This window comes from Bogoriella caseilytica, assembly GCF_003752405.1.
GTDB classification, from domain to species: domain Bacteria; phylum Actinomycetota; class Actinomycetes; order Actinomycetales; family Actinomycetaceae; genus Allobogoriella; species Allobogoriella caseilytica.
In genome coordinates this window covers 399,535-422,026 of the sequence record NZ_RKHK01000001.1, presented here as the reverse complement: position 1 = coordinate 422,026, position 22,492 = coordinate 399,535, and the positions used below count along the sequence as shown (strand labels likewise).

General features: G+C 68.9%; 18 protein-coding genes. 14 read left to right on the top strand and 4 right to left on the bottom strand.

Annotation, left to right across the window (positions count from 1 at the left end; all coding sequences use genetic code 11):
• Nucleotides 1–13 precede the first annotated feature (13 nt).
• Nucleotides 14–277: a WhiB family transcriptional regulator gene (locus EDD31_RS01875; RefSeq protein WP_123302665.1), complete on the bottom strand. Its 264-nt coding sequence runs from the start codon at nucleotides 275–277 to the stop codon at nucleotides 14–16.
• 204 nt (nucleotides 278–481) lie between these two features.
• Here EDD31_RS01875 and EDD31_RS01870 point away from each other — a divergent pair, with 204 nt between their 5' ends.
• Nucleotides 482–913 carry a hypothetical protein gene (locus EDD31_RS01870; protein ID WP_148058833.1) on the top strand — a complete coding sequence of 144 codons (432 nt, stop codon included), beginning with the start codon at nucleotides 482–484 and terminating at the stop codon, nucleotides 911–913.
• A gap of 19 nt (nucleotides 914–932) precedes the next feature.
• Here the strand turns inward: EDD31_RS01870 and EDD31_RS01865 are convergent, their stop codons facing one another.
• A complete protein-coding gene (locus EDD31_RS01865; RefSeq protein WP_170163150.1) occupies nucleotides 933–4,295 on the bottom strand; it encodes a type VII secretion EssC family protein in 3,363 nt (1,120 codons plus the stop codon).
• A 490-nt stretch (nucleotides 4,296–4,785) separates the two neighbouring features.
• Between EDD31_RS01865 and EDD31_RS01860 the strand changes: the two genes are divergently transcribed.
• From EDD31_RS01860 to EDD31_RS01815, 10 genes are all read left to right on the top strand, one after another.
• Nucleotides 4,786–5,697, top strand: coding sequence for a transporter substrate-binding domain-containing protein (locus tag EDD31_RS01860; RefSeq protein WP_211336030.1), 912 nt, complete (start codon nucleotides 4,786–4,788; stop codon nucleotides 5,695–5,697).
• 12 nt (nucleotides 5,698–5,709) lie between these two features.
• Nucleotides 5,710–6,429 carry an ectoine/hydroxyectoine ABC transporter permease subunit EhuC gene (gene ehuC / locus EDD31_RS01855; RefSeq protein ID WP_123302662.1) on the top strand — a complete coding sequence of 240 codons (720 nt, stop codon included), beginning with the start codon at nucleotides 5,710–5,712 and terminating at the stop codon, nucleotides 6,427–6,429.
• 2 nt (nucleotides 6,430–6,431) lie between these two features.
• Nucleotides 6,432–7,091 carry an ectoine/hydroxyectoine ABC transporter permease subunit EhuD gene (ehuD, locus tag EDD31_RS01850; protein WP_123302661.1) on the top strand — a complete coding sequence of 220 codons (660 nt, stop codon included), beginning with the start codon at nucleotides 6,432–6,434 and terminating at the stop codon, nucleotides 7,089–7,091.
• The gene (ehuA, locus tag EDD31_RS01845) at nucleotides 7,078–7,869 is read left to right on the top strand and encodes an ectoine/hydroxyectoine ABC transporter ATP-binding protein EhuA (protein ID WP_123302660.1); all 792 of its coding nucleotides are present in this window, start codon (nucleotides 7,078–7,080) and stop codon (nucleotides 7,867–7,869) included. Before ehuD ends, ehuA begins: the two co-directional genes overlap by 14 nt.
• A 215-nt stretch (nucleotides 7,870–8,084) precedes the next feature.
• Nucleotides 8,085–9,389: a sensor histidine kinase gene (locus EDD31_RS01840; RefSeq protein WP_123302659.1), complete on the top strand. Its 1,305-nt coding sequence runs from the start codon at nucleotides 8,085–8,087 to the stop codon at nucleotides 9,387–9,389.
• 1 nt (nucleotide 9,390) lies between these two features.
• Complete coding sequence (locus EDD31_RS01835; RefSeq protein WP_123302658.1) at nucleotides 9,391–10,107, top strand: response regulator; 717 nt, start codon at nucleotides 9,391–9,393, stop codon at nucleotides 10,105–10,107.
• A gap of 303 nt (nucleotides 10,108–10,410) precedes the next feature.
• Nucleotides 10,411–11,202, top strand: coding sequence for an ABC transporter ATP-binding protein (locus tag EDD31_RS01830; RefSeq protein WP_123302657.1), 792 nt, complete (start codon nucleotides 10,411–10,413; stop codon nucleotides 11,200–11,202).
• Nucleotides 11,199–13,838: an FtsX-like permease family protein gene (locus EDD31_RS01825; protein ID WP_123302656.1), complete on the top strand. Its 2,640-nt coding sequence runs from the start codon at nucleotides 11,199–11,201 to the stop codon at nucleotides 13,836–13,838. The genes EDD31_RS01830 and EDD31_RS01825 overlap by 4 nt, the downstream gene beginning before the upstream one ends.
• A gap of 89 nt (nucleotides 13,839–13,927) precedes the next feature.
• Nucleotides 13,928–16,306: an NAD-dependent DNA ligase LigA gene (gene ligA, locus EDD31_RS01820; protein WP_483964249.1), complete on the top strand. Its 2,379-nt coding sequence runs from the start codon at nucleotides 13,928–13,930 to the stop codon at nucleotides 16,304–16,306.
• Nucleotides 16,303–16,872 (top strand): GNAT family N-acetyltransferase, encoded by a 570-nt coding sequence (locus EDD31_RS01815; protein ID WP_211336028.1) that lies wholly within the window; start codon nucleotides 16,303–16,305, stop codon nucleotides 16,870–16,872. The genes ligA and EDD31_RS01815 overlap by 4 nt, the downstream gene beginning before the upstream one ends.
• Before the next feature lie 57 nt (nucleotides 16,873–16,929).
• Here EDD31_RS01815 and EDD31_RS01810 read toward each other — a convergent pair whose 3' ends face one another.
• On the bottom strand, nucleotides 16,930–18,198 hold the full coding sequence (locus tag EDD31_RS01810; protein ID WP_123302655.1) for a phospholipase D-like domain-containing protein: 1,269 nt from the start codon (nucleotides 18,196–18,198) through the stop codon (nucleotides 16,930–16,932).
• Nucleotides 18,199–18,311: 113 nt separating this feature from the next.
• Between EDD31_RS01810 and gatC the strand changes: the two genes are divergently transcribed.
• The 3 genes from gatC to gatB are packed head-to-tail and all read left to right on the top strand — an operon-like array spanning nucleotide 18,312 to nucleotide 21,640.
• Nucleotides 18,312–18,611: an Asp-tRNA(Asn)/Glu-tRNA(Gln) amidotransferase subunit GatC gene (gene gatC, locus EDD31_RS01805; protein WP_123302654.1), complete on the top strand. Its 300-nt coding sequence runs from the start codon at nucleotides 18,312–18,314 to the stop codon at nucleotides 18,609–18,611.
• Nucleotides 18,612–20,135, top strand: coding sequence for an Asp-tRNA(Asn)/Glu-tRNA(Gln) amidotransferase subunit GatA (gene gatA / locus EDD31_RS01800; RefSeq protein ID WP_123302653.1), 1,524 nt, complete (start codon nucleotides 18,612–18,614; stop codon nucleotides 20,133–20,135).
• Complete coding sequence (gatB, locus tag EDD31_RS01795) at nucleotides 20,132–21,640, top strand: Asp-tRNA(Asn)/Glu-tRNA(Gln) amidotransferase subunit GatB (protein ID WP_123302652.1); 1,509 nt, start codon at nucleotides 20,132–20,134, stop codon at nucleotides 21,638–21,640. Before gatA ends, gatB begins: the two co-directional genes overlap by 4 nt.
• Before the next feature lie 46 nt (nucleotides 21,641–21,686).
• Here gatB and EDD31_RS01790 read toward each other — a convergent pair whose 3' ends face one another.
• A complete protein-coding gene (locus tag EDD31_RS01790) occupies nucleotides 21,687–22,448 on the bottom strand; it encodes an IclR family transcriptional regulator (protein WP_123302651.1) in 762 nt (253 codons plus the stop codon).
• Nucleotides 22,449–22,492: the final 44 nt, after the last annotated feature.

Here is a 22,492-nt window from a genome sequence, read left to right as displayed (position 1 = left end):
GTGGTACGTGAGCTCAGCTACTGGAGGAGGCTGCGGCGCGACGAGCTCGGGCTGTGCGCCGCTTCAGCGCGCGACGCTCATCCTCACTCAACCCGCCCCAGACGCCGGAGTCTTGTCCCGACTCCATAGCCCAGCGCAGGCAGGTGTCGACCACCTCGCAACGCTGGCAGACAGCTTTCGCTTCCTCGATCTGGACGAGCGCCGGGCCCGTGTTGCCGATGGGGAAGAAAAGCTCGGGGTCCTCAGTGAGGCAGGCGGCGCGGTGACGCCAATCCATGGATTCTCCTTTGCGCATGCGCGAGCAGTGCCGCGGCGGCGGGCCGGGATTTTGTGTGCTCCGACCACTGTTCCACGGCGGGCAAAAGCACCACAAGGGTTTCGTTCACATGACGGGCATGTGACATGCGTGCCGATTGTCACAAGCGCGGCTTGGCGTGGGCCTTACTCTCCCTTGGTTACCACGTCCCGGTAGATTTCGCGTGTGAGTAGCGACGCGTCGGCGCCCAGCCGCCCACCTTTGGCCCTGCAGGTGGCATCGGTGGGAACCGGTCTGGAGATCGTGCTGCTGGGCGCCGGCGCTTTCGCCGGAGTGGTCACGGCGGTCATCTCCGACATCGGCCCTCGGGCCTATCTCATCGGCATTCCCCTGGCGCTGGCCCTGGCGAGTTTCGCCGTGTTGCTCGGCGCCGGAATCCGCGCGCTGCGGGCGGGGCGGCGATGGGGCCGGGGGCCGCTGGTGACCTGGCAGATCCTGCAGATCGCTACCGCCTACGCGCTCCTTCCCGATATTCCGGCCGCTGTGGCCGGCGTCGGTGTGGTGCTGGCTGTGGTGACGGCCGCCGGCGTGTTGTGGCCGTCCTCGCGTGCCTACGCCTCCGGAGTGCGATCGGACTCGGCCGTTCCGCCGGAGTAGGTCCTCCCGGCGGGCGCCGCTACCTCTGGGCCACTTGCACCGGAACGGCACGGCCGTGGGCCACCACGATGCCCAGCCCTGGCTTGCGGGTCACCGGATCGATGGCCGTGGCGAGGTCGGCACTGACCAGGCGCTTGAGCGAGGAGTCGGGGTTCAGGGCCACCAGCGTCGCGCGGGCTCGCCAGTCCGCCAGCGCGCCACGGTAGGCGGAGGCCACCGATTCGGTGCGGGTTGCAGCGATCACCGTGCATCCACCGAGTGTGCCTGCGAGCTCATCGAGGCGATGGGGTGCCCACCGTTCGACGTCGTCGAGCACCACGGTAGAACCGGCGGGCGGCGCGCCCGGGCTCGACGTGCCGTCAGGACCCAGCTGGATCACCTGGCCGCGCGCGGCCAACCCCCGAGCCAGGCCCATCAGTGCTGTGGTGCGGCCCGAGCCGGGCGGCCCCATCACGAGCGTCACCGAACCAGGCGAGCAGTCGAGCGATATGGGCTCGGCGGTGTCACCGCCGAGCCCGAGCACGACGCTGCCGTCGGCTTGCATGGCGACAGCGGAGGCGGGAACCGAGGCCGGGATCGGAAGCAGGCGCGGCACCGTCGGGTCGGCCGGACCAGTGAGGTCATGACGGTCCTCCACGGCGACCTGGAGCACAGTGCACCTCGCCGGCTCCACCAGGATGGCGCGTCCGGGAACTGCGGCCATGTCTGCGTGCTCACGAGGAACGCCGGCCGTCAGCGCTTCACTCACCGATCGTGGTGCGAGCACCAGCCGGTCCCGGAGTGGTTCCGTCCACCGTGCGCCGGCTAGAGAGGGCGGTCCGGCGAGGGCGACGTGGTGCCCGAGCCGGCGACCGTCGCGGAGCGCCCGGCTGAGCAGTGCGGAACCCTGGCCCGCGCCGGCCACGGCGTCAAGATCGTCGGCGACGGTTTCGGCATCATCGACGACCAGCAGGGCCGTGGTGGGGTCGCTGCCCATGACCTCGAGCAGCCGGGCGGCTCGGCGTGGATCGTTCGAGCCCGTGACGGTGCCGAGCCGCGGTGCGCGCAGGTCGACGAACGACGACGGGTTGGCGGCCAGCACGTGAACCGCAGTGCCGTGTCGTAGAGCGCCGAGGGCGAGCGTGCGCAGCGCGGTGGTGCGGCCACTGCGCGGCCCGCCGAGCACGAGGAGCCCGCCGGCGAGCCATCGACAGGGGGCCAGCCGTTGCTCGCCGGGAAGGTCGGCAAGCCCCAGCAGGATGCCGGCATCGGTGGTGGCGTCGATGGTGGTGTTGACAGGAGGGTCCGGGCTGACCGCGGGGCGGGAGTCGGCGTGACTGAGGACCTCTGTGGCGGACACCCGGAGGGGTAGCTCCGGCGCCCAGGGCCGCGGCGGGGGGCCCAGGCCTTGGCGCTGCCAGGCCGATTCGGCCGCGGCGATGGCATCCTCCAGCCATGGGCCTTCGCCGCACCATGCTGCCTGGACCTCGCTCGCCGCGCCCTCAGCTCGCAGCAGTGCCCGCCCGGGGATGCGAGGCAGATGGGCGGCGTCGGGAACTCCGACGACGTCCTGGGACTCTGCCGGCTCCAGAACGCGCAGGCAGATGCGCACGGTGAGGTTGGCTCGGATCTCGCCGCTGACCGAGCCGCCCGGCCGCTGGGTGGCCAGGATGAGGTGGATGCCCAGCGACCGGCCCTGCGCCGCGAGGCGCACCAGTGCCTGAAGGATCTCGCTGTGGGACTCGGCCAGCTCCCGGAACTCGTCCACGACCACCACGAGCCGCGGCATCGCCGGGCCGGGTCTGCGGCCGCGCTCCGCGGCGCGCAGCGCACGGTAGGCCGCCAGGTCCTTGACTCCGGCGCGGGCGAGCTCCCGCTCGCGTCGGCGGACCTCTGCCCGCAGGGACTGCACCGCGCGAACGGTGGATGCTGGTTCGAGGTCCGTGAGCACACCAGCGGTGTGCGGAAGTTCCGCGAGCCGCCCAAAGGTGGCGCCACCCTTGTAGTCGATGAGCACGAGTTGAAGATCGGTGGGGGAGTGGCTGGCGGCCAGCCCCAACATCCAGGCGAGGAGGAGTTCGGACTTTCCCGAGCCCGTGGTCCCCGCCACCAGCGCATGCGGACCGTGTGCAGCGAGGTCGAGGTCAGTCAGACCCGGCCCGGCACCCAGCGAGGCGCGGGCGCCCTCCCGCCCCCAGGCCATACCGAACTGGTCGGCCGGGCCGAGAAGTTCCTCCACGGTGACCTCGTCCGGAAGCTGACCCGCCTCCTGCTCGGGGGGCGCACTGAAGCTGAGCACCGCGGTGAGCCACGGCGCCTCGATCGGGCAATCAGGAGCTGGCATCACCCGTGTGCACCAGTGCGGCACGCTCTCAAGTGCCTCGGCCACCGTGAGGTGGATCGTCCCACCGTGCCGACGGCGCCCGGCGCTCACCCGCCGCGGCGCTGGCGGGATCTGATCGGAGAGCACCACCTGCCAGAGGTCCTCGTCTGCGGCAGGGGAGGCAGCGTGTCCCCGGGCCGTCGGGGTGTGAGCCGTCGTGGTGAGCGACTCCGCACCGTGCACGATCGCGCCCTGGTGGGTGGCGAGTTGGCCGAGCAGCCAACGGGCCGTGGCGGGTGCTCCTGGCCCGACCAGGGCGATCCGGTCGCCGTCGTGGAGTTCCACCACGGCCTTCGCCCGGCGTCGCCAGGCATCGGGTGCCGGCCGATCGCTCGGGAGGTGAGCTCGCAGCACCTCACCCGGTGGGGCGGGCTGGGCTCCCGACGCTGCGAGGAGCAGCACTGTGGCGGGATCCGGCAAGGGCTCGCCACGCGGAGTCCGACCGCTGACGACCGCAGCCGCGAGCATCGCGAGCGGCATGGCCAGGATGAACCAACGCCACCAGCTCGCTGAGACGGAGAGGAGGAGCGGCACCATCACCACGCACATGACCAGGGGCATCGCGACGCGCATCCAGTCGCGGCGGCGCGGCGTCCTGGACTCGGGGGCGCGCGGCGCTCGCAGTTCTTCGGGGCGCCGCCGGATCTCGACCACGCTTGATCCCAGAGTGAGCCGTCCTCCGTCCTTGATGGTGCGCCACCGGGTCGTCACCCGACGCTGCCCGGTCAGCCGTGGAGGCCACCATCGCCGGCCCGGCATCACGCGGGTACCGTTCGCCGAGCCGAGATCGCGGACCTGGACGTGCCCGCGCCGCACTCGGAGCGCACAGTGATCGCGCGAGACCAACGGGTCGTGCAGCGTCATGCGAGCCTGCGACTCCTCGGCATCCTCCGGCGGGCCGCCGCGGCCAAGGGTGAGACGGTGGGGCACGGCGCTGACCCAGCCGGTGTCCGGCCCGGCGAGCACCGCCACATGCCAGGCGCTGGCGAGCGCCCCCTGGATCCCCTCGGTTTCCTGCACGTCGTGATGGTCGCGTAGCGGTGCCACCTTCGCAGCTAGCTGGCTTCCTGCTGTGGATGAGGCCTCTGATGCCCCCAGATTGTGGATGGACCGTCGATCCCGACCTGCCCGAGTCATGGCCCGGTCGGGCCGTCCCCAGCGCTCTGCCCTGCCCTTTGACGCGGCGGCGCAGGTGTGCATGCCCGGGAAATGGGCCATGAAGGTTACGAAAATGTAACGATCCAGGCGGGGTGGCGGCCCGCCGATCGTGGATCAGTGGATGCGGCGGTCACTGCTGTGCAGCCTTGCCATCGTGCGGAAAACGCCGCCGTGGTCTCTCGGTGAATCCGCCCGAGAACGTCGAGCCGGGGCGCCAAGGCCTGTTTGTGGCATCGCTCGGACCTCCATACGGTTACGGACGCACCATGACCACTCGGGGTGACCGTGCGCGCCGCAGGCTCCCAGGCCGGCGAGCGCGAACAGGCTGTGCCTCGTCCGTACCGAAGGGACCATGATGACAAGCACCACCCGACGCCGGGGTGTCGCACTCGCGGCAAGCGCCGGAATGCTGGCAGCAGTCGCTGCCTGCACCGCCACCGATGGTGAAGGCGGGGGCGATGCACTCGAGGCCCTCCAGGACGAGGGCACCATCACCGTGGCCTACGCAGGTGAGGAGCCGTACAGCTGGGACCGCGACGGAGAGCTCGCCGGAGCCTCCATCGCCCTCCAGGAAGAGATCTGGGCCGAGCTCGGCGTCGACAACGTCGAAGGTGTGCTCACCGAATGGGACCAGCTCATCCCCGGCTTGAACGCCGGACGCTTCGACGTCGTCGCCGCCGGTATGTCGATCACCCCTGAGCGTTGCGAAGAGGCGATCTTCTCCGAGCCGGAGATCATGTACTACACCTCGCTCATGGTCGAGGAAGGCAACCCCTACGGCCTGCAGAACATGCAGGACGTGCAGGCGGCTGTGGAGGACGAGGGCATCACCCTGGCCGTGATGAGCGGTGCCGTCGAGTACTTCTACGCCGATGACCTCGGCATCGACACCCTCGACGTCGGCAGCCCGCAGGACGGGATGGACGCCGTCACCGGTGGCCGTGCGGACGTCTTCGCGCTCACCGGCGCTTCCCTGCACGCCATGTGGGACAACAACCCGGACGCCGGCATCGAGGTCACCGACCCCTTCGTGGCGGACATCCCCAACGAGGACGGCGAGCTCGTCGCGCAGATCTCCCCGGGAGCGACCGTCTTCCGCCCGGAGGACACCGAACTGCGTGACGCCTACAACGAGGTCCTCGTCGACATCACCGGCGACGCCGACACCTTCGAGTCTGTCGTGGGCGAGTACGGCTTCGGTGAGGACGAGCGTCCGGACCCGGAGTACACCGCCGAGGAGTTCTGCTCCGGCGAACTTCCCTGATCCGAAACCTCAATGCGAGAGAACTTCGAAGAGCTAGGCGCGCGGCTGCCGAGCTTCGCTGATGGTCTGCTGGTCACGATCCAGCTGACGCTCGGCGGCGGCGCCCTAGCCTTCGTGATTGCGATCATCCTGGGCGTCACCGCGCGCAGCGAGTATCTCCTGGTGCGCGGTGGAGCTCGGGCGATCATCGAGTTCTTCCGGGGAACCTCGCTCTTGGTTCAGCTCTTCTGGCTGTTCTACGTCCTTCCGCTCTTCGGCTGGCGCCTGGAGTCGCTCGTCGCCGGGATTCTGGCGCTGGGGCTGAACTACGGCGCCTACGCCGCCGAGGTGGTCCGCGGTGCCATCAACTCCGTGCCCCAGGGGCAGTGGGAGGCGACGACCGCGCTGAGCATGCGGCCGATGCACCGGTTACGCCGGATCATCTGGCCGCAGGCCTGGGCCATCATGATTCCCTCCTTGAGCAACCTCTTCATCATGCTGCTCAAGGGCACCGCCGTCGCCTCGATCGTGCTGTTGCAGGACCTGACCTGGCTGGGCGGTCAGCTGCGCCAAGCGACCGGTGACACGTTCTTCGCATACGGCGTGACCGCGGTGATGTACCTCGGGTTGGCCATGCTCATCGTCCTGGGTGCCGCGGCACTGGAGAAGGCGGCCAAGCGCCGTCTTGGCCAGGGCGCCGCCAAGGCCACCAAACCCTCGGCTGCTGCTGCCAGTACGACGGTGGGAGGCTGATCATGGAGGACGAAGCAAGCGGCATCTGGAACTGGGATCGAGCCTTCGCGGTCTTCCCGGAGCTCCTCGAGGCCTTTCTGCAGGTCACCTTGGTGGCCACAGTGGTCGGATCGCTCATCGCGGCTGTGGTGGGCCTGGTGGTGGCGATGACTCGTAAGCTCGCGCCGGCGTGGATCGCCTGGCCGGTGCACGGCTTCATGGAGTTCATCCGCATGACACCGGTGGTCGTGCAGCTACTCTTCGCCTATTACGCCTTCAACTTCGATCCGCTCGCCACGGGGATCGTGGTGCTCGGCATCCACTACGCCGCGTATATGGCCGAGGTCTACCGCTCCGGGATCGACGCCGTCCCCAAGGGGCAGTGGGAGGCCGCCACAGCGCTGTCCATGTCCCCGGGCCGCACATGGCTGAAGGTGATCATCCCGCAGTCGTTGCGCACCGTGGTGCCCGCGCTGGGTACCTGGGTGATCTCGATGTTCAAGGACACGCCGTTCCTGATGGTCATCTTCATCACCGACATGGTCCGGCGGGCCCAGGTCTACGGTGGTCAGCACTATGCCTATACCGAGGCCATCACCCTGGCGGGACTGATCTTCCTGGCCGCCAGCTACCCCACGTACCTGCTCATGAAGCAACTGGAGAAGCGCCTTGCCCGCTACTGACCCCGCCTCCGCAAACAGCCCCGTCCTGCAGTTCGAGGACGTCGTGAAGAAGTTCGGTGACCACACGGTCCTGGAGGGCCTGAACTTCTCGGTCGAGCGGGGCGAGCGCGTGACGCTCATCGGCCCATCGGGTTCGGGCAAGACGACGATCCTGCGACTGGTGATGACCCTGGAGCACCTCACCGGCGGCTTTATCTACCTCGACGGCCAGCCCCTGACGCATGAGATGCGCGGCGGGAAGCGCGTGGAGCGCAAGAAGCGCGACGTCGCCAAGATGACCACGCGCATCGGGATGGTCTTCCAGCAATTCAACCTGTTCCCCAACATGACCGTGCTGGAGAACCTCACCGAGGCGCCCATCCACGTGCTCGGGCGTTCCAAGGCCGAGGCGAAGCACCGCGCCCTGGAGCTACTCGACCAGGTGGGCCTCTCCGACAAGGCCGACGCCCACCCCAGCCGCCTCTCCGGCGGCCAGCAGCAGCGGGTCGCGATCGCCCGGGCCCTGGCCATGGATCCCGAGGTGCTCCTGCTCGACGAAGTCACCTCCGCACTCGACCCGGAACTGGTGGGGGAGGTGCTCGGCGTCCTGCGCGATCTGGCGGAGAACACCGACATCACCATGCTGCTGGTCACCCACGAGATGCAGTTCGCCGCCGAGGTCTCCCACCGCGTGCTGATGTTCGACCAGGGCCGGATCATCGAGGACAAGCCCCCGGCGCAGATGTTCTCCGAGCCGGAACTGGAGCGCACGCAGGAGTTCCTCAAAGCGGTGCTCTGAGCCGCACGCCGGTGCGGTGGCATCCTGCTTGCCGGTACTCCGGTGCCGACCGCACCTCCGCCGTGGGTGAGTTCACGGCGTCCGGTTTTCAGGGGTGGCCATCGGTCTCGTACTGGAGTCGCAGCCGGAATCCGACTCCGGTCGCAGAGGTCGAGTCCGAGGTCCCGGTCCTGGGTTGGTCGGAGGATGGGGGCGGGCCTCCCTAGGCTGGTGACGTGACCACTGCCAGCAGCACCTCCGGATACGAGCCGAGATCCTTCCCGGCACGGGTGGTCGGCGCGCTCCGCAATCCCCGCTGGTTCTTCCCCATCGACCTGGCCCTGGCGGTGCTGGCGTTCCTGACGCTGATGCCCACCGGGTTCATCCTGGGCACGGGGACGGGTTACGCCTTCGAGGCGCCGCTGCCCCCGCTGCTGTTCGTCACCATCATCACCGTCTGCTCCCTGACGCAGTGCGTGGCCGTGGCCTGGCGGCGCACCAGGCCTGCGACGTCCGCCGCGGTGATCTATGCCGCGGCGCTGGTGCACTACCTTGCCGGCGCGCCGATCCTGCCCAGCGACCTCCTGGTGCTGGTCGCCCTGTACTCGGTCACTCGCTTCACCCGCTCGACCCAACGGAGTGCCCGCTGGGCGGGTCTGATCGGTGCGCTCATCGGCGCGGCCATGATTGGCCTCCTCACCGGCCCCAGCCCGTGGGGATACTCCGTCGGTCAGGTGATTGCCACTAGCTTGGCCGTCTCAGCCGTGGTGTTGGCTACCTGGGCACTCGCGATGGTGCTGCGGGTGCGCGACGAGCGTGTTCTCTCCCTGGAGGAGCATGCTCGCCGTCTGGAGATCGAGCGCGAGCAGCAACTCCGCCTGGCGGCGACCGCTGAGCGCACCCGCATCGCCAGGGAGATGCACGACGTCGTGGCCCACTCCCTGTCCGTGGTCATCGCTCAAGCCGACGGCGGCCGGTACGCCGCGCAGAGCGATCCTGAGGCGGCCGCCCGAGCACTGGAGACCATCTCGACCACCGGCCGGGACGCTCTGGCGGATATGCGGCGCGTTCTCGGGGTGCTGCGCACGGAGAACGATCGTTCCCCGGACGACGCTGGAAGTGCGGCGCCGGTGCGGCCAGAGCCGGGGCATCTGGACATCGACGGGCTCGTCGCCCAGGTCAAGAGCACCGGGCTCGCCGTCTCCGTGGTGCGGACCGGGCCCGAGCGTTCGCTACCGGCCGGCGTGGGGCTGGCGGTCTACCGGATCGTGCAGGAAGCGCTCACGAACTCGATGAAGCACGCGGGGCCGAATGCCCGGGTGACCGTGGCGCAGCACTGGCGTTCTGAGGCCTTGATCCTGCAAATTGACGACGATGGGCGTGGCGCTGCCACGCTTCCCGATGGCTTGGGCCAGGGTCTGTTGGGCATGCGGGAACGTGCCGAGATCCACGGCGGTACGCTCACCGCTGGCCCGCGACCCGGTGGCGGTTTCCGGATCCACGCGGTGATTCCCCTGCCCGCCCCGACCCCAGGAGCCTGATGTGACCACCACCGAGCAGCCCATCAGCATCGCCCTCGTCGACGATCAGCAGTTGGTGCGTGCCGGCTTTTCGATGGTCATCGGCTCCCAGCCGGATATGGAGGTTGTGGTGGAGGCGGGTGACGGGGCTCAGGCGCTCCGGCTGCTCGCCTCGCACCCAGTGGATGTGGTGCTCATGGATGTGCGGATGCCCTCCATGGACGGGCTCGCGGCCACGGAGCAGTTGACCGCGCCCGGGCGCGGTCCGGCGGGAGCGGAGCTGCCAGCCGAGGAGACGACAGGGCCCAAGGTCATCATCCTGACCACCTTCGATCTGGACGAGTACGTCCTGCATGCCATCCGGGCCGGTGCGTCGGGGTTCCTGCTCAAGGACGCGCCTCCGGAGGAGCTGCTCGAGGCCATCCGCACTGTGCACCGCGGCGATGCGGTCATCGCTCCGTCGTCGACGAAGCGCCTGATCGAGCACCTGGCCACCCGGCTACCCGCCGAGCAGCGCACCGGTAGTGAGGTCCTCGACGGACTCACGGATCGAGAGCGGGAGGTTCTGGTCCTGATGGCCAAGGGCCGCTCCAACCAAGAGGTCGCGGCAGAGCTCTACGTCGCTGAGGCCACCGTGAAGACGCATGTGGGCCGGGTGCTCGCCAAACTGAATGCCCGCGACCGGGTCCAGGCCGTGGTGATCGCCTACGAGACAGGCTTGGTCAAACCCGGCGCATAGCCCCCAGCCCCCGGCGCGCACGTCCCCACGGCGCCCACGACGCACGCCCCCGGGTCCGCCTGTTCCCCCTCGACGTTTGTGCTCGCTTCGCGTCGCTCTGACCGGGATCCTCGGGGCCCAAAGCGACGATGAATGAGCACAAACGCCAAGGATCCGCACCAACCGCCCCCGCGAGCCCATCGGCCATCCACCCCGAGTCGTACGTGGGAACCATCCCCGGGCCCGACGACGACGCCGGCACGGCTCCGTAACGTCGAGGGCAGAGCCGGGGAGAGTCCCCGCTGCACCGTAGAAGGAGTGCTCATGTCCAGCACTATCGCCGTCCGGGCCACCTCCCTGACCAAGACGTATGGCAGTGGCGCCGCGGAAGTCCACGCGCTGCGCGGCGTTGATGTCGCGTTCGCGGCGGGGGAGTTCACCGCCATCATGGGGCCCTCCGGCTCCGGCAAGTCCACGCTCATGCATCTCCTTGCCGGTCTCGATGACCCCACCGGTGGCCGCGTCCTGCTCGGGGACACGGACGTGACCGCACTCGATGACAAGCGGCTGACTCTGCTGCGCCGCGAGCGGGTGGGGTTCGTCTTCCAGGCCTTCAACCTGTTGCCGATGTACACGGCCGAGCAGAACATCACCCTGCCGTGCGAGCTGGCCGGCACCAAGGTGGATCGCGAGTGGTTCGACAAGCTCACGCACATCCTCGGTCTCAGTGACCGGCTGAGCCACCGGCCCTCACAGCTCTCCGGCGGTCAGCAGCAGCGGGTGGCCATTGCCCGCGCCCTGATCACCCGGCCCGAGGTCGTCTTTGCCGACGAGCCCACCGGGAATCTCGACTCCAGCTCGGGGGCCGAGGTGCTGTCCTTCCTGCGCACGTGCGTGCGCGAACTCGGTCAGACCATCGTCATGGTCACTCACGATCCTGCCGCTGCCGCCTACGCCCAGCGCGTGGTGCTTCTCGCCGATGGGCACCTCGCCGGCGAGATCACCGACCCCACTCCGGAGTCCGTCCTGGCGGGGCTGGATGCGCTGCGCACGGAGAGTTCCGCTCCCACCCAGGCCCTCCAGCCCGGTGCCCTCACCGAGGAGATCTCCCGGTGATCCGCCTGACCTTCTCCCAGATGCGCCGCTCGATTCCGCGCTTGGTGGCCTCCTCGATCGCGGTGCTCGTGGCGACGGCCTTTGTGACGGCCACTCTGCTCGGCGGCAATCTCATCACCGACATCACCTACCGTTCCGTCACGGCGAGTTATGGTGACGCGGATGTGCTGGTGACTCCTGAGACGTCCGCACTCGGCGCCGCAGACGCCGAGGCTCTGATGGCCCTGCCGGAGATCGACCACGCTGAAGGCTCGGTGAGCCTCTTCGGTCAGATCGAGGTCGACGGTCTCAACGACTCGGGCAATGTCCAGCCTGTCCCCGCCCACGGGGCGCTCGATCCCTTCGAGGTCATCGCCGGCGCCCTGCCGGGTCCGGGTGAGGTCGCGCTCAGCGAGTCGAGTGCTCGCCGTCTGGGCTTGGGTCCGGCTGCTGATCAGAGCTGGCAGGTGGGCGGGACTGCGACGCTGAGCGTGCAGTTCTACCCGGCTGACGGCGCCTCCGCGGAGGTTGATTCCGAAGACTCCCTGGAGGACGTCAGCGAGGATCTGCGCGTCTCCGGCATCGTCGCCGACCCTCCGGCGATCAACTCCATCCTCTCCCCGGTCGTCGTCGACCGCTCCCTGGCCGAGGAGTGGGCGGCTCTCGAGCAGAGTGGCGGCGACGCCCCTGTGGAGTACACCGAGGTCGTGGTAGTTGCCGCGCCGGGAGTTGGCGATCAGGCCGCCGCCGAGGCCGCCTCGGTCGCGATGGGGGACCAGGCCAACGTGCGCACCGTGCATGAGGTCGCCCAGCAGCGTGCGGCGGACTTCACGGGTGACACGCGCATGCTGGTGGGCTTCGTGCTGGCCTTTGCTGCCGTGGCCATGTTCGTGGCGGGCCTGGTCATCGCGAACACCTTCCAAGTGCTGATCGCGCAACGGCGCCACACCCTCGCGCTCCTGCGTTGCGTGGGCGCCACGCGGTCCCAGATCCGGCGCTCAGTCCTCGTCGAGGCGCTCACTGTCGGTGTGCTGGCATCGATCGGAGGGATCCTGCTGGGATTGGGCCTCGGCCAGATCGCACTGGCGGTGGCCGGCACGCAGGATCTGGGGATCCCGATCCCCGCGGTGGTCTCGCCGTCGCTGGCCACGATTCTGGTGCCGCTTCTCACGGGAACTCTGGTGACGGTGATCGCGGGCTTGGCGCCGGCCAAGGCTGCCACCGCGGTGGCTCCCATCTCCGCACTCCGACCGGCCGAAGTACCGGCTCTGCGTCGCGGTGGGAGCACGCTGCGGCTCGTCCTCGCGCTGCTGCTGGGCATCCCGGGCACGCTGATGCTCGTGGGCGCGGTCGTGCTCTCCTCGGTGTCCGACAGCGGTGACATCATGCTGCTCTCCCTGGCTGTCGGCGTCCTGGGTGGGATGCTCTCGCTTGCTGGCGTCCTCGTGGGTGCGGTGTTCATGGTCCCCGCGATCATTCGTGTGGCAGGCGGCCTCTGGGCTCGCCTGGCCGGTCGGTCGCGGGCCACCGTGCGCCTCGCGACGGCGAACAGCGCGCGCAATCCGCGCCGGACCTCGGCGACCTCGACCGCCCTCCTGATCGGCGTCGGTCTGGTGGTCATGGTGGCGACCGGAGCCGCAAGCGCGCGGGCGACCCTGGAGAACGAGTTGCTGTCGTACTTCCCGGTCGACATCGCGGTGTCGTCTCCGGGCCCCGAGCTCAGCAACGCTCAGCTCACGGCGATGTCGGAGGTCGAGGGGATCGAGCAGATCGCCACGCGCAGAGCGGTCACCGTCGAGGTCGACCATGGTTCGGAGTCCTCGCTCTTCGAGGTCTTCGAGGTCACCGATGACCTGCGTGAGGTCATCCGGGACCCGGCCTTCCTTCCCGACCTCGAGACCGGCACGGTCCGCATGGATCAGCATGACGCTGAGTGGCTCGGTGTGAGCGATGGCGAGAGCATCACCTTCCGGGTGGGCAGCGCCGAGGCCCCCGCAGCGGATGAAGCGACCGAGGTGGAGCTCCAGGTCGACATCGACACGTCGCGCTCCTTCCCCATGATGGTGTCCGCGCAGGACATGGACACCATGGCTCCCGACATCGCACCGGCGCACGCCTGGTTGCGGATCGCCGACGGTGCCAACGAGCTCGACGTGGTCCGTGACGTCCAGGACGCGGTGGCCGAGGTCTCGGGCGGAGCCGCGCCCTGGGTGAGCGGGGAGGCCGCAGAACGGGCGGCACTCGACCAGGTCATCGAGACCTTGCTCGCGGTCATCATCGGCCTGCTCGGTGTGGCGGTGGTCATCGCCGTCATCGGTGTGGCGAACACGCTCTCGCTCTCCGTGATCGAGCGCCGCCGCGAGCATGCGTTGCTGCGTGCGGTGGGAATGACGCGAGGTCAACTGCGTGGCTCACTGGTTGTCGAAGGCGTGCTGCTCGCCGTGGTGGGCACGGGCCTGGGCACGGTGGCCGGCCTCGTCTACGGCTGGGCGGGTTCGAGCATCGTGCTCTCCGGAGTCGGGGACATGCACCTCGTGGTGCCGTGGGGTTACGTGGCGGCCTGCGCCGCCGGTGCGGTCATCGCCGGAGTTCTGGCCTCGGTGCTCCCTGCCCGTTCGGCAGCCAAGGCGAAGCCCGTGGCGGCGCTCGCCGCCTGAGCGAACGCGGGCAGTCAATCTCCCGGGGGCGTGACGTGCTGGAGGGCACGTCACGCCCCCGGTGGCCTTCCACGGGCGATGTCGGCGCCGTGCGCGATGATGGGGGAGTGAGCGAGTCGTCCGAGCAGACCATCCCGTCCCAGGCCCGCCAGCGCTGGCAGGAGCTGGCCGAGCGGATCACCGAGGCCCGCGCGGAGTACGGCCGTGCCCAGCCCACGTTGTCGGACGCCGAGTACGACGCGCTGTTCCACGAGCTTGTCGACCTCGAGGCCGCTCACACCGGGCTGCGGGTACCGGAGTCGCCCTCCCAGACCGTCGGTGACCCGGTCACCAACGACTTCCCCGCCGTGGAACACCGCCGGCCCATGCAGTCCCTGGAAGACGTCTTCTCCCTCGAGGAGTTGCGCGAGTGGGCCGAGCGAGTGCATGCCGAAGCCGGGCGCACCAGCCTGCCCATGACCTGCGAGCTCAAGGTGGATGGACTGGCCGCCAACCTCACCTACGAGAACGGGCGCCTGGTGCAGGCGGCCACGCGTGGCAATGGGCGGACCGGGGACGGCGTCCTGCCCAACATTCGCACGATCGCCAACATCCCGCACCGGCTTCAGGGCGAGGGACATCCGGCCCTCATCGAGATTCGTGGAGAGGTGTACTTTCCCGTCGCGGCCTTCGAGCGGCTCAATGCCTCCTTGGTGGAGGCCGGCAAGGCCCCCTTCGCCAACCCGCGCAACTCGGCAGCCGGTTCCCTGCGTCAGAAGGATCCTCGGGTCACCGCTTCGCGCGAGCTGGCCTTCGTGGCCCACGGCGTCGGTGATGTCGTGTGGGGGCCCGAGGGCGCCCCACCGGAGTGGACCTCGATGACCGGGCTCTTCGCGGCCCTCGACGCCTGGGGAGTGCCCATCTCTCCCTACACCCAGCAGGTCTCCTCCATGGCGGAGGTGGAGCGGCTGATCGCGCACCACGGCGAACACCGCCACGACGTCGAGCACGAGATCGACGGTGTGGTGGTCAAGGTCGACGACTTCGCACTGCAGCGCCAGCTCGGTTCCACCTCGCGCGTTCCGCGCTGGGCCGTGGCCTACAAGTTCCCGCCCGAGGAGGTCAACACCACCCTCCTCGACATCCGGGTGCACGTGGGCCGCACCGGCCGGGTGACGCCCTTCGGCATGATGGAGCCCGTGCTGGTGGCCGGCTCCACGGTGTCGCTGGCCACCCTGCACAACGCGAGCGAGGTCAAGCGCAAGGGCGTGCTGATCGGCGACACCGTGGTGTTGCGCAAGGCCGGAGACGTCATACCGGAGATCGTTGCCCCGGTGGTGGATCTGCGTGACGGCACGGAGCGGGAGTTCGTGATGCCCACCGAGTGCCCCTCCTGTGGTTCCACGCTGGCGCCGGCCAAGGAGGGTGATGTGGATCTGCGCTGTCCCAATGCGCGATCATGCCCCTCTCAGCTCGCTGAGCGCGTGGCCCACATTGGTTCGCGGGGTGCGCTCGACATCGAGGCTCTGGGCGAGAGGGCAGCGATCGTCCTGGCCGAGCCGGACCGGGTAGTGGATGAGAGCGGGGTCGTGCTCCGTCTCCCCTCGCCGGAGTGGATCAACCGGCAGAAGGCCGCCGAGTCTGGGGCACCGGTGGTCTTTGGTGACGACGGTGCTCCGCTGCCCCAGGAGCCCGTGCTCAGCACCGAGGCCGAGCTCTTCGACCTGACCCCCGAGCGGCTGAAGGACACCTACATCTGGGCCAAGGACCGCGACTGGGTGAAGGGGAAGGATGGTGCCCGCGGCCGCTGGGAGGAGAACGGACTCCTCGTTCCCGAGCTCTACTTCTGGTCCAAGCCACAGTTCGCCCCGGACGGCAGCATCGCCAAACCGTCCCAGCCGGGCGACAACACCCGCAAGTTCCTCAAGGAGCTTCGCGACAAGGGCGCCTCCCAGCCGCTCTGGCGCGTGCTGGTGGCTTTGTCGATCCGGCACGTCGGCCCCACCGCCGCCCGGGCCTTGGCCACCGAGCTCGGATCGATCGATGCGATTCGTGTCGCGGATGAGGAGCGCCTGGCCGCGGTCGACGGCGTCGGCCCGACGATCGCAGCGTCATTGAAGGCGTGGTTCGAGGAGGACTGGCATCTCGAGATCATCGAACGCTGGGCCGCTGCCGGCGTGCGCATGGCGGAGGAGCGCGACGAGTCAGTCGCTCGCACCCTGGAGGGCCTGACCGTGGTGGTCACTGGCTCCCTGGAGGGGTTCACCAGGGATTCCGCCAAGGAAGCGATCCTCATTCGTGGTGGGAAAGCCGCCGGGTCGGTCTCGAAGAAGACCGATTTTGTCGTGGTGGGAGACAACGCCGGCTCGAAGGAGGCCAAGGCTCGCGAGCTCGGACGCCCCATCCTGGACGAGAACGGTTTCGTGGCGCTGCTCGAGGGTGGGCCGGAAGCCGTGACTCCTGCCGACGCTGAGGAAGAACAGGAATGAGCACGGAGAGCATGGAGCGCATCACCGGCACAGAGCCGGTGATGCAGAGCGTTGGCGGTTCCCGCGGTGAACGAAGGGTTCTCGTGGAGGAAGCACAGCCCGATGAGTACGCACTCGCCGGGGAGGTGGCGGCCTCCGGATACGAGGCCGAGGGCGAGTACGCCGTCATGCTTCGTGACGTGGCCGCGCGCGCCGACGCCGGCTGCACCGTGCTGGTCGCCCGCGACGCCGGATCGCGGGAACTCCTGGGCACGATCTCCTTGGCGCCGCACGGCAGTGCGTGGGCGGACATCTCCCATGACGGCGAGATCGAGCTGCGCATGCTGGCAGTGTTGCGCTCCGCGCGAGGTCGGGGTGTGGGCGAGGCGCTCATGCGCGGAGCCGAGGAGCACGCCCGCGCACAGGGGTGGGGGCGCGCGGTGCTGTGCGTGGACACCGTGGACGGGCCGTCCGGCCCGCATCGGCTGTACGAGCGGTGCGGCTTCCGCCACGACGCCGAGCGGGACTATATCGGCTGGTGGCGCGATCCCGGCCCAGTCATGTGGGTCTTCACCAAGACGCTCTGAGCGTCCAAGGTTCGCGAGGACCGTGCCCCCGGCACCACTGAGTGGCGGAAGGCCGCCCTACAGTAGCGGCGCCAGCGGCTTGAGCAATCGCTCGGCGACCCGGGCCAGGATGCCGCGCGCTTCCCACTCCTGCAGGGTCAACCGTCGCGAGTTGGTGAGATCGACGTAGAAGACGGACTCCATGTGCTTGGCCAGATCCCGGTCGAAGATTTCCAAGTTGATCTCGAAGTTCCCGGTCATGGAGAGCCGGTCGATGTTCGTCGTGCCCACGGTGGTCCAGCGGCCGTCCACCGTCATCGTCTTGGCATGGATCATGGCGTCCTGGTAGAGCCAGAGGCTCACACCGGCCTCCAGGAGCTCCGTGTACTGGCTGCGTGCGGGCCAGTCGGCGAGCACGTGGTTGGAAACCTCGGGGATGAGCACGCGCACGTCCACACCGCGTTCGGCTGCGGCCACCAGGGCGCCGAGGATCTCGCGGTCCGGAATGAAGTACGCCTGCGTGATGTAGACGTGGTGCTGTGCGCGGTCAATCGCGTCGAGGTAGGTGCCGCGCACGGGAAAGATCAGCCGGCTGGGGTTGTTCTGGTGAGCGCGGATCCGCGCGTCCCACGATCGTGCGCCCTTGGCCTCGATGATCGGGTGGCGCCGCTTGCGGTGATCGTTCCAGAAGCTCGCGAAAGCGTGCTCCAGCTCCCAGGTGCTGGAGCCATCCACGCGGATGTGGGTGTCACGCCACGTGGTCGCGTAGAGATCGCCGATGTTGTATCCGCCCACGTACCCGGTCCTGCCGTCGACCACCAGGATCTTGCGGTGATCGCGCCCGGTCTTACGGAGGTCACCGGTGAGCAGCCCGGGCCTGATGAAGGGAAACGGCAGCACGTGCAATCGGCGCATGCGCGGGAAGCGCTTGAACGCCCGCGGGACCACGCCGTTGCCGAAGGAATCGAAAACGATGTACACCTCGACGCCGCGGCGGGCTGCATCCAGAAGCGCCGTCTTGACGGCGTGCCCGGTCTCGTCCGCCTTCCAGATGAAGGTCTCGAAGTAGATGAAGCGCTCGGCCTGCTCGATGCGCTCGATCATGTCCCGGTAGAGGTCGGCGCCGTACGTGAAGACGGTGACCTGGCCATTGGCCACGCGCACCGTGGTGGGATCCACCCGGGGGAACTCGCCGGCCGCGGGCTCGCGCTGCTTGCGCACCCGGTCGACCACGACGATCACGGCAATGGTGACCGCCTGCAGGAAGGTGAGTGTGCCTACGTACCAACGCACCCCCCGCCACAGGTGTCGCAGGCGAACGCGGGACAGGCGGCGCGACAAGGACATGCCGACCAGACTAGAGCCAGGCGCGGACGGGCGAGCGGGGACGACGCGTGGCGTGTGGCCGAACAGCGGGTGCGGCACCGGGACCGGGCGTGCGGGCACGTAGGATTGCCGCCATGTCCACCATCTCCTCTGCGGAGGTCGCGCGCGTCGCGGCCCTGGCCCGGATCGCCCTCAGCTCGGACGAGATCGACCGCCTCGCCGGTGAACTCGATGTCATCGCCGAGGCGGTGTCACAGGTGAACAGGGTCGCTACCCCCGATGTGCCGGCGACCTCCCACCCCATCGCGCTGACCAACGTCACCCGCCCCGACGTCGTCGCCGAGGTCCTCGTCCGTGACGAGGTGCTCGCGGGAGCGCCGAGCGCGGAGAACGACCAGTTCGCCGTGCCGCAGATCCTGGGAGAGGGCGCCTGAATGACTGCTTCGACTGAGCTGACCCGGCTGAGCGCCGCAGAACTCGCCGAGCGACTGCGCGCCGGCGACGTCTCCTCCACCGAGGCGACCCGCGCCCATCTCGACCGCATCGTGGCCGTGGACGGCCCCGTGCACGCCTTCCTCAACGTCGACGCCGATGGCGCACTCGCCGCCGCGGAGAAAGTTGACGCTGATCGTGCTGCCGGGAAGGATCTGCCCGCGCTCGCCGGCGTGCCGATCGCGGTCAAGGACGTCGTCGTCACGCACGGGCAGGTCACCACCGCCGGCTCGAAGATGCTGGAGCACTGGGTGCCGCCCTACGACGCCACCGTGACTCGACTGCTGCGCGAGGCGGGCATGCCCATCCTGGGCAAGACCAACATGGACGAGTTCGCGATGGGCTCATCCACCGAGCATTCGGCCTTCGGCCCCACCCGTAACCCGTGGGATCTGGATCGCATCCCCGGCGGGTCGGGTGGAGGCTCCTCGGCAGCTGTCGGAGCTTTCGAGGCTCCGCTGGCCATCGGCACCGACACGGGCGGTTCGATCCGCCAGCCCGCTGCCGTCACCGGCACCGTGGGCGTCAAGCCCACCTTCGGCGGCGTCTCGCGCTACGGCCTGATCGCGCTCGCGTCCTCGCTGGACCAGGCCGGTCCCGTCTCGCGGACCGTTCTCGACTCCGCCATGCTGCACGAGGTCATCGGCGTGCACGATCCGCGGGACTCGACCTCCCTGCCCGATCCGGCCACGGGCCTGGTCGAGGCTGCCCGCCGCGGAGATGTGGCCGGCATGCGTATCGGCGTGGTCACTGAGCTCGGCGGTGAGGGCTACCAGCCCGGCGTCCGGGCCAGCTTCGACCACGCCCTCGAGCTCTTGGCCGGTGCCGGCGCGGAGATCGTGGAGGTGAGCTGCCCGAACTTCGAGTACGCCTTGGCCGCGTACTACCTGATCTTGCCTGCCGAAGCCTCCTCGAACCTCGCCAAGTTCGACGGCATGCGCTTCGGATTGCGCGTGGAACCCGACGAGGGGCCGATCACGGCCGAGACGGTGATGGCGGCCACCCGCGGCGCCGGTTTCGGCGACGAGGTCAAGCGGCGCATCATCCTCGGTACTCACGCCCTCTCGGCGGGTTACTACGACGCCTACTACGGCAGCGCACAGAAGGTCCGGACCCTCATCCAGCGCGACTTCAACGCCGCCTTCGAGCAGACCGACGTCCTGGTCAGCCCCACCGCACCGACCACGGCCTTCCGCTTCGGCGAGAAGGTGGACGACCCGATGGCCATGTACCTCAACGATGTGGCGACCATTCCCGCCAACCTCGCCGGTGTGCCAGGTATGTCCTTGCCTTCCGGGCTCAGCGACGACCGTCTGCCCGTGGGATTCCAGATCCTCGCTCCCGCCCGCGCCGACGACCGGTTGTACCGGGTCGGCGGCGCACTGGAACGCTTGCTCACCGACGAGTGGGGCGGGCCGCTGCTCGACCGCGCCCCCGAGCTGACCACCCAGGAGGTCACCCGATGACCGCGCCCGCCAGCGAGACGCTCGTCGACTACGACGAGGCGATCGGCCGCTACGACCCCGTGCTGGGCATCGAGGTGCACGTCGAACTCGGCACCGTCACCAAGATGTTCGACGGCGCCCCGCAGACCTTCGGTGACGCTCCGAACACAGCGATCACCCCGGTCTCCCTGGGCCTGCCCGGCGCGCTGCCCGTGGTCAACGGCACCGCGGTGGAGTACGCCATCCGCATCGGACTGGCACTGAACTGCGAGATCGCCGAGACCTGCCGCTTCGCCCGGAAGAACTACTTCTACCCGGATGTGCCCAAGAACTTCCAGACCTCGCAGTACGACGAACCGATCGCCTTCGACGGCTATCTCGATGTCGAGCTCGAGGACGGTGAGGTCTTCCGCGTGGAGATCGAGCGCGCCCACATGGAGGAGGACGCCGGCAAGAACACCCACGTGGGTGGGTCCGGGCGCATCCAGGGCGCGGAGTACTCGCTGGTGGACTACAACCGGGCGGGTATCCCGCTGGTGGAGATCGTCACCAAACCCATCACCGGAGTGGGGGCGCGCGGCCCGGAGATCGCTCGCGCCTACGTCTCCGCTCTGCGCGACATCTTCCGCGCGACCGGCGTCTCGGAGGCGCGGATGGAACGAGGCAATGTTCGTGCCGACATCAACGTCTCCCTCCGTCCCTCACCCGAGGCGCCGCTGGGCACGCGCACCGAGACCAAGAACGTCAACTCCTTCCGCTCCATCGAGCGTGCGGTGCGCTACGAGATCTCCCGCCAGGCTGGAACTCTCGACGGCGGCGGCACGATCATCCAGGAGACGCGTCACTTCCACGAGGACACCGCCTCGACGTCCTCGGGCCGAGTGAAGTCCGACGCCGAGGACTACCGATACTTCCCCGAACCGGACCTGGTACCGGTGGCTCCGTCGCGCGAGTGGGTGGAGGAGATCCGGGCCTCGCTGCCCGAGCTGCCTGCGGTGCGCCGCAAGCGGCTGCAAGAGGAGTGGGGCGTCAGTGATCCCGAGATGCGGGACCTGATCAACGCCGGCGCGACCGAGCTGGTCGAGGCCACCATCGCCGCCGGCGCTTCCGCGGCAGCGGCCCGGAAGTGGTGGATGGGCGAACTCTCCCGGACGGCGAAGAACGACGGTGTCGCGCTGGAGGATCTGCCGGTCACCCCGGCGCAGATCGGCGAGCTGCAGCAGCTGGTCGACAACGGCCGTCTCAACGACAAACTCGCCCGGCAGGTGCTGGCCGGCGTGCTCGCCGGCGAGGGTTCGCCGGAGGAGATCGTGACGGCACGGGGCCTGGAGGTCGTCTCCGACGAGGGTGCCCTGGAGCAGGCGGTCGACGACGCGCTGGCCGCCAACCCAGACGTCGTCGAGAAGATCCGAGGCGGCAAGGTCCAGGCTGCGGGCGCGATCGTGGGCGCGGTCATGAAGGCCACCCGCGGCCAGGCCGATGCCGGGCGCGTCCGGGAGATCATCATGGAGAAGGCCGGCGCCTGAGACCGGCGGTGCTCGTGGCTGACAGCGCGGCCCGGACCTCGGGTGATCAGCCGGCAGAACCGAGCATCTGCTCACCCACTGCGGCTGCGGCGTCGCGGAGGATCGGGACCGCGTTCTCGCCGAAGTCGGCGGTCACTCTCGTTTCGGGTCCGGAGATCGAGAGCGCGGCCGGGGTAGGCGATCCGGGCACCGCCACGGCGAAGCATCGCACGCCGAGTTCCTGCTCGCCGTCGTCAATGGCATAGCCGCGTGAACGGATCAGTGCGAGTTCCGCGAGCAAGTCGTCCAGGGTGGTCAGAGAGCTGGGTGTCGCCGGAGGCATCCCGGCGCTCCCGATGATCGCCCGGACCTGCTCCGAGGGGAGTTGCGCGAGGATCGTCTTACCCACGCCGGTGCAATGGCAGTGCACGCGCCTACCGACTTCGGTGAACATGCGCATCGACTGCGTCGATGAAGCTTGAGCGACGTAGACCGCCATGTCTCCGTCCAGCATCGCCAGGTTGGCCGACTCGCCGAGTTCGCGGGCCAGTCGCTCGAGGTGCGGGCGGGTACCCGCACCGAGTTGGCGGCCCGCCACCTCGCCGATGCGTACCGCGCGCGGGCCCAGCGTGTAACGACGGGAGGGAAGTTGACGTGCGTAGCCACGGGCAACAAGTGTGCGGATCAACCGGTGGATAGTGGGAAGCGGAAGCCCGGTCTCCTCGGAGATCTCGCTCAGTGCAGTGGGGCGTCCTAGGTCCGCCAGTAGCTCCAGAACGTCGATTGCTCGTGCTACGGACTGCACCTCGCCTGGCCTGGTCATCGTCATTCTCCTCGCGGTACACTAATGAAAAGAGTATTCCACAAAACGGA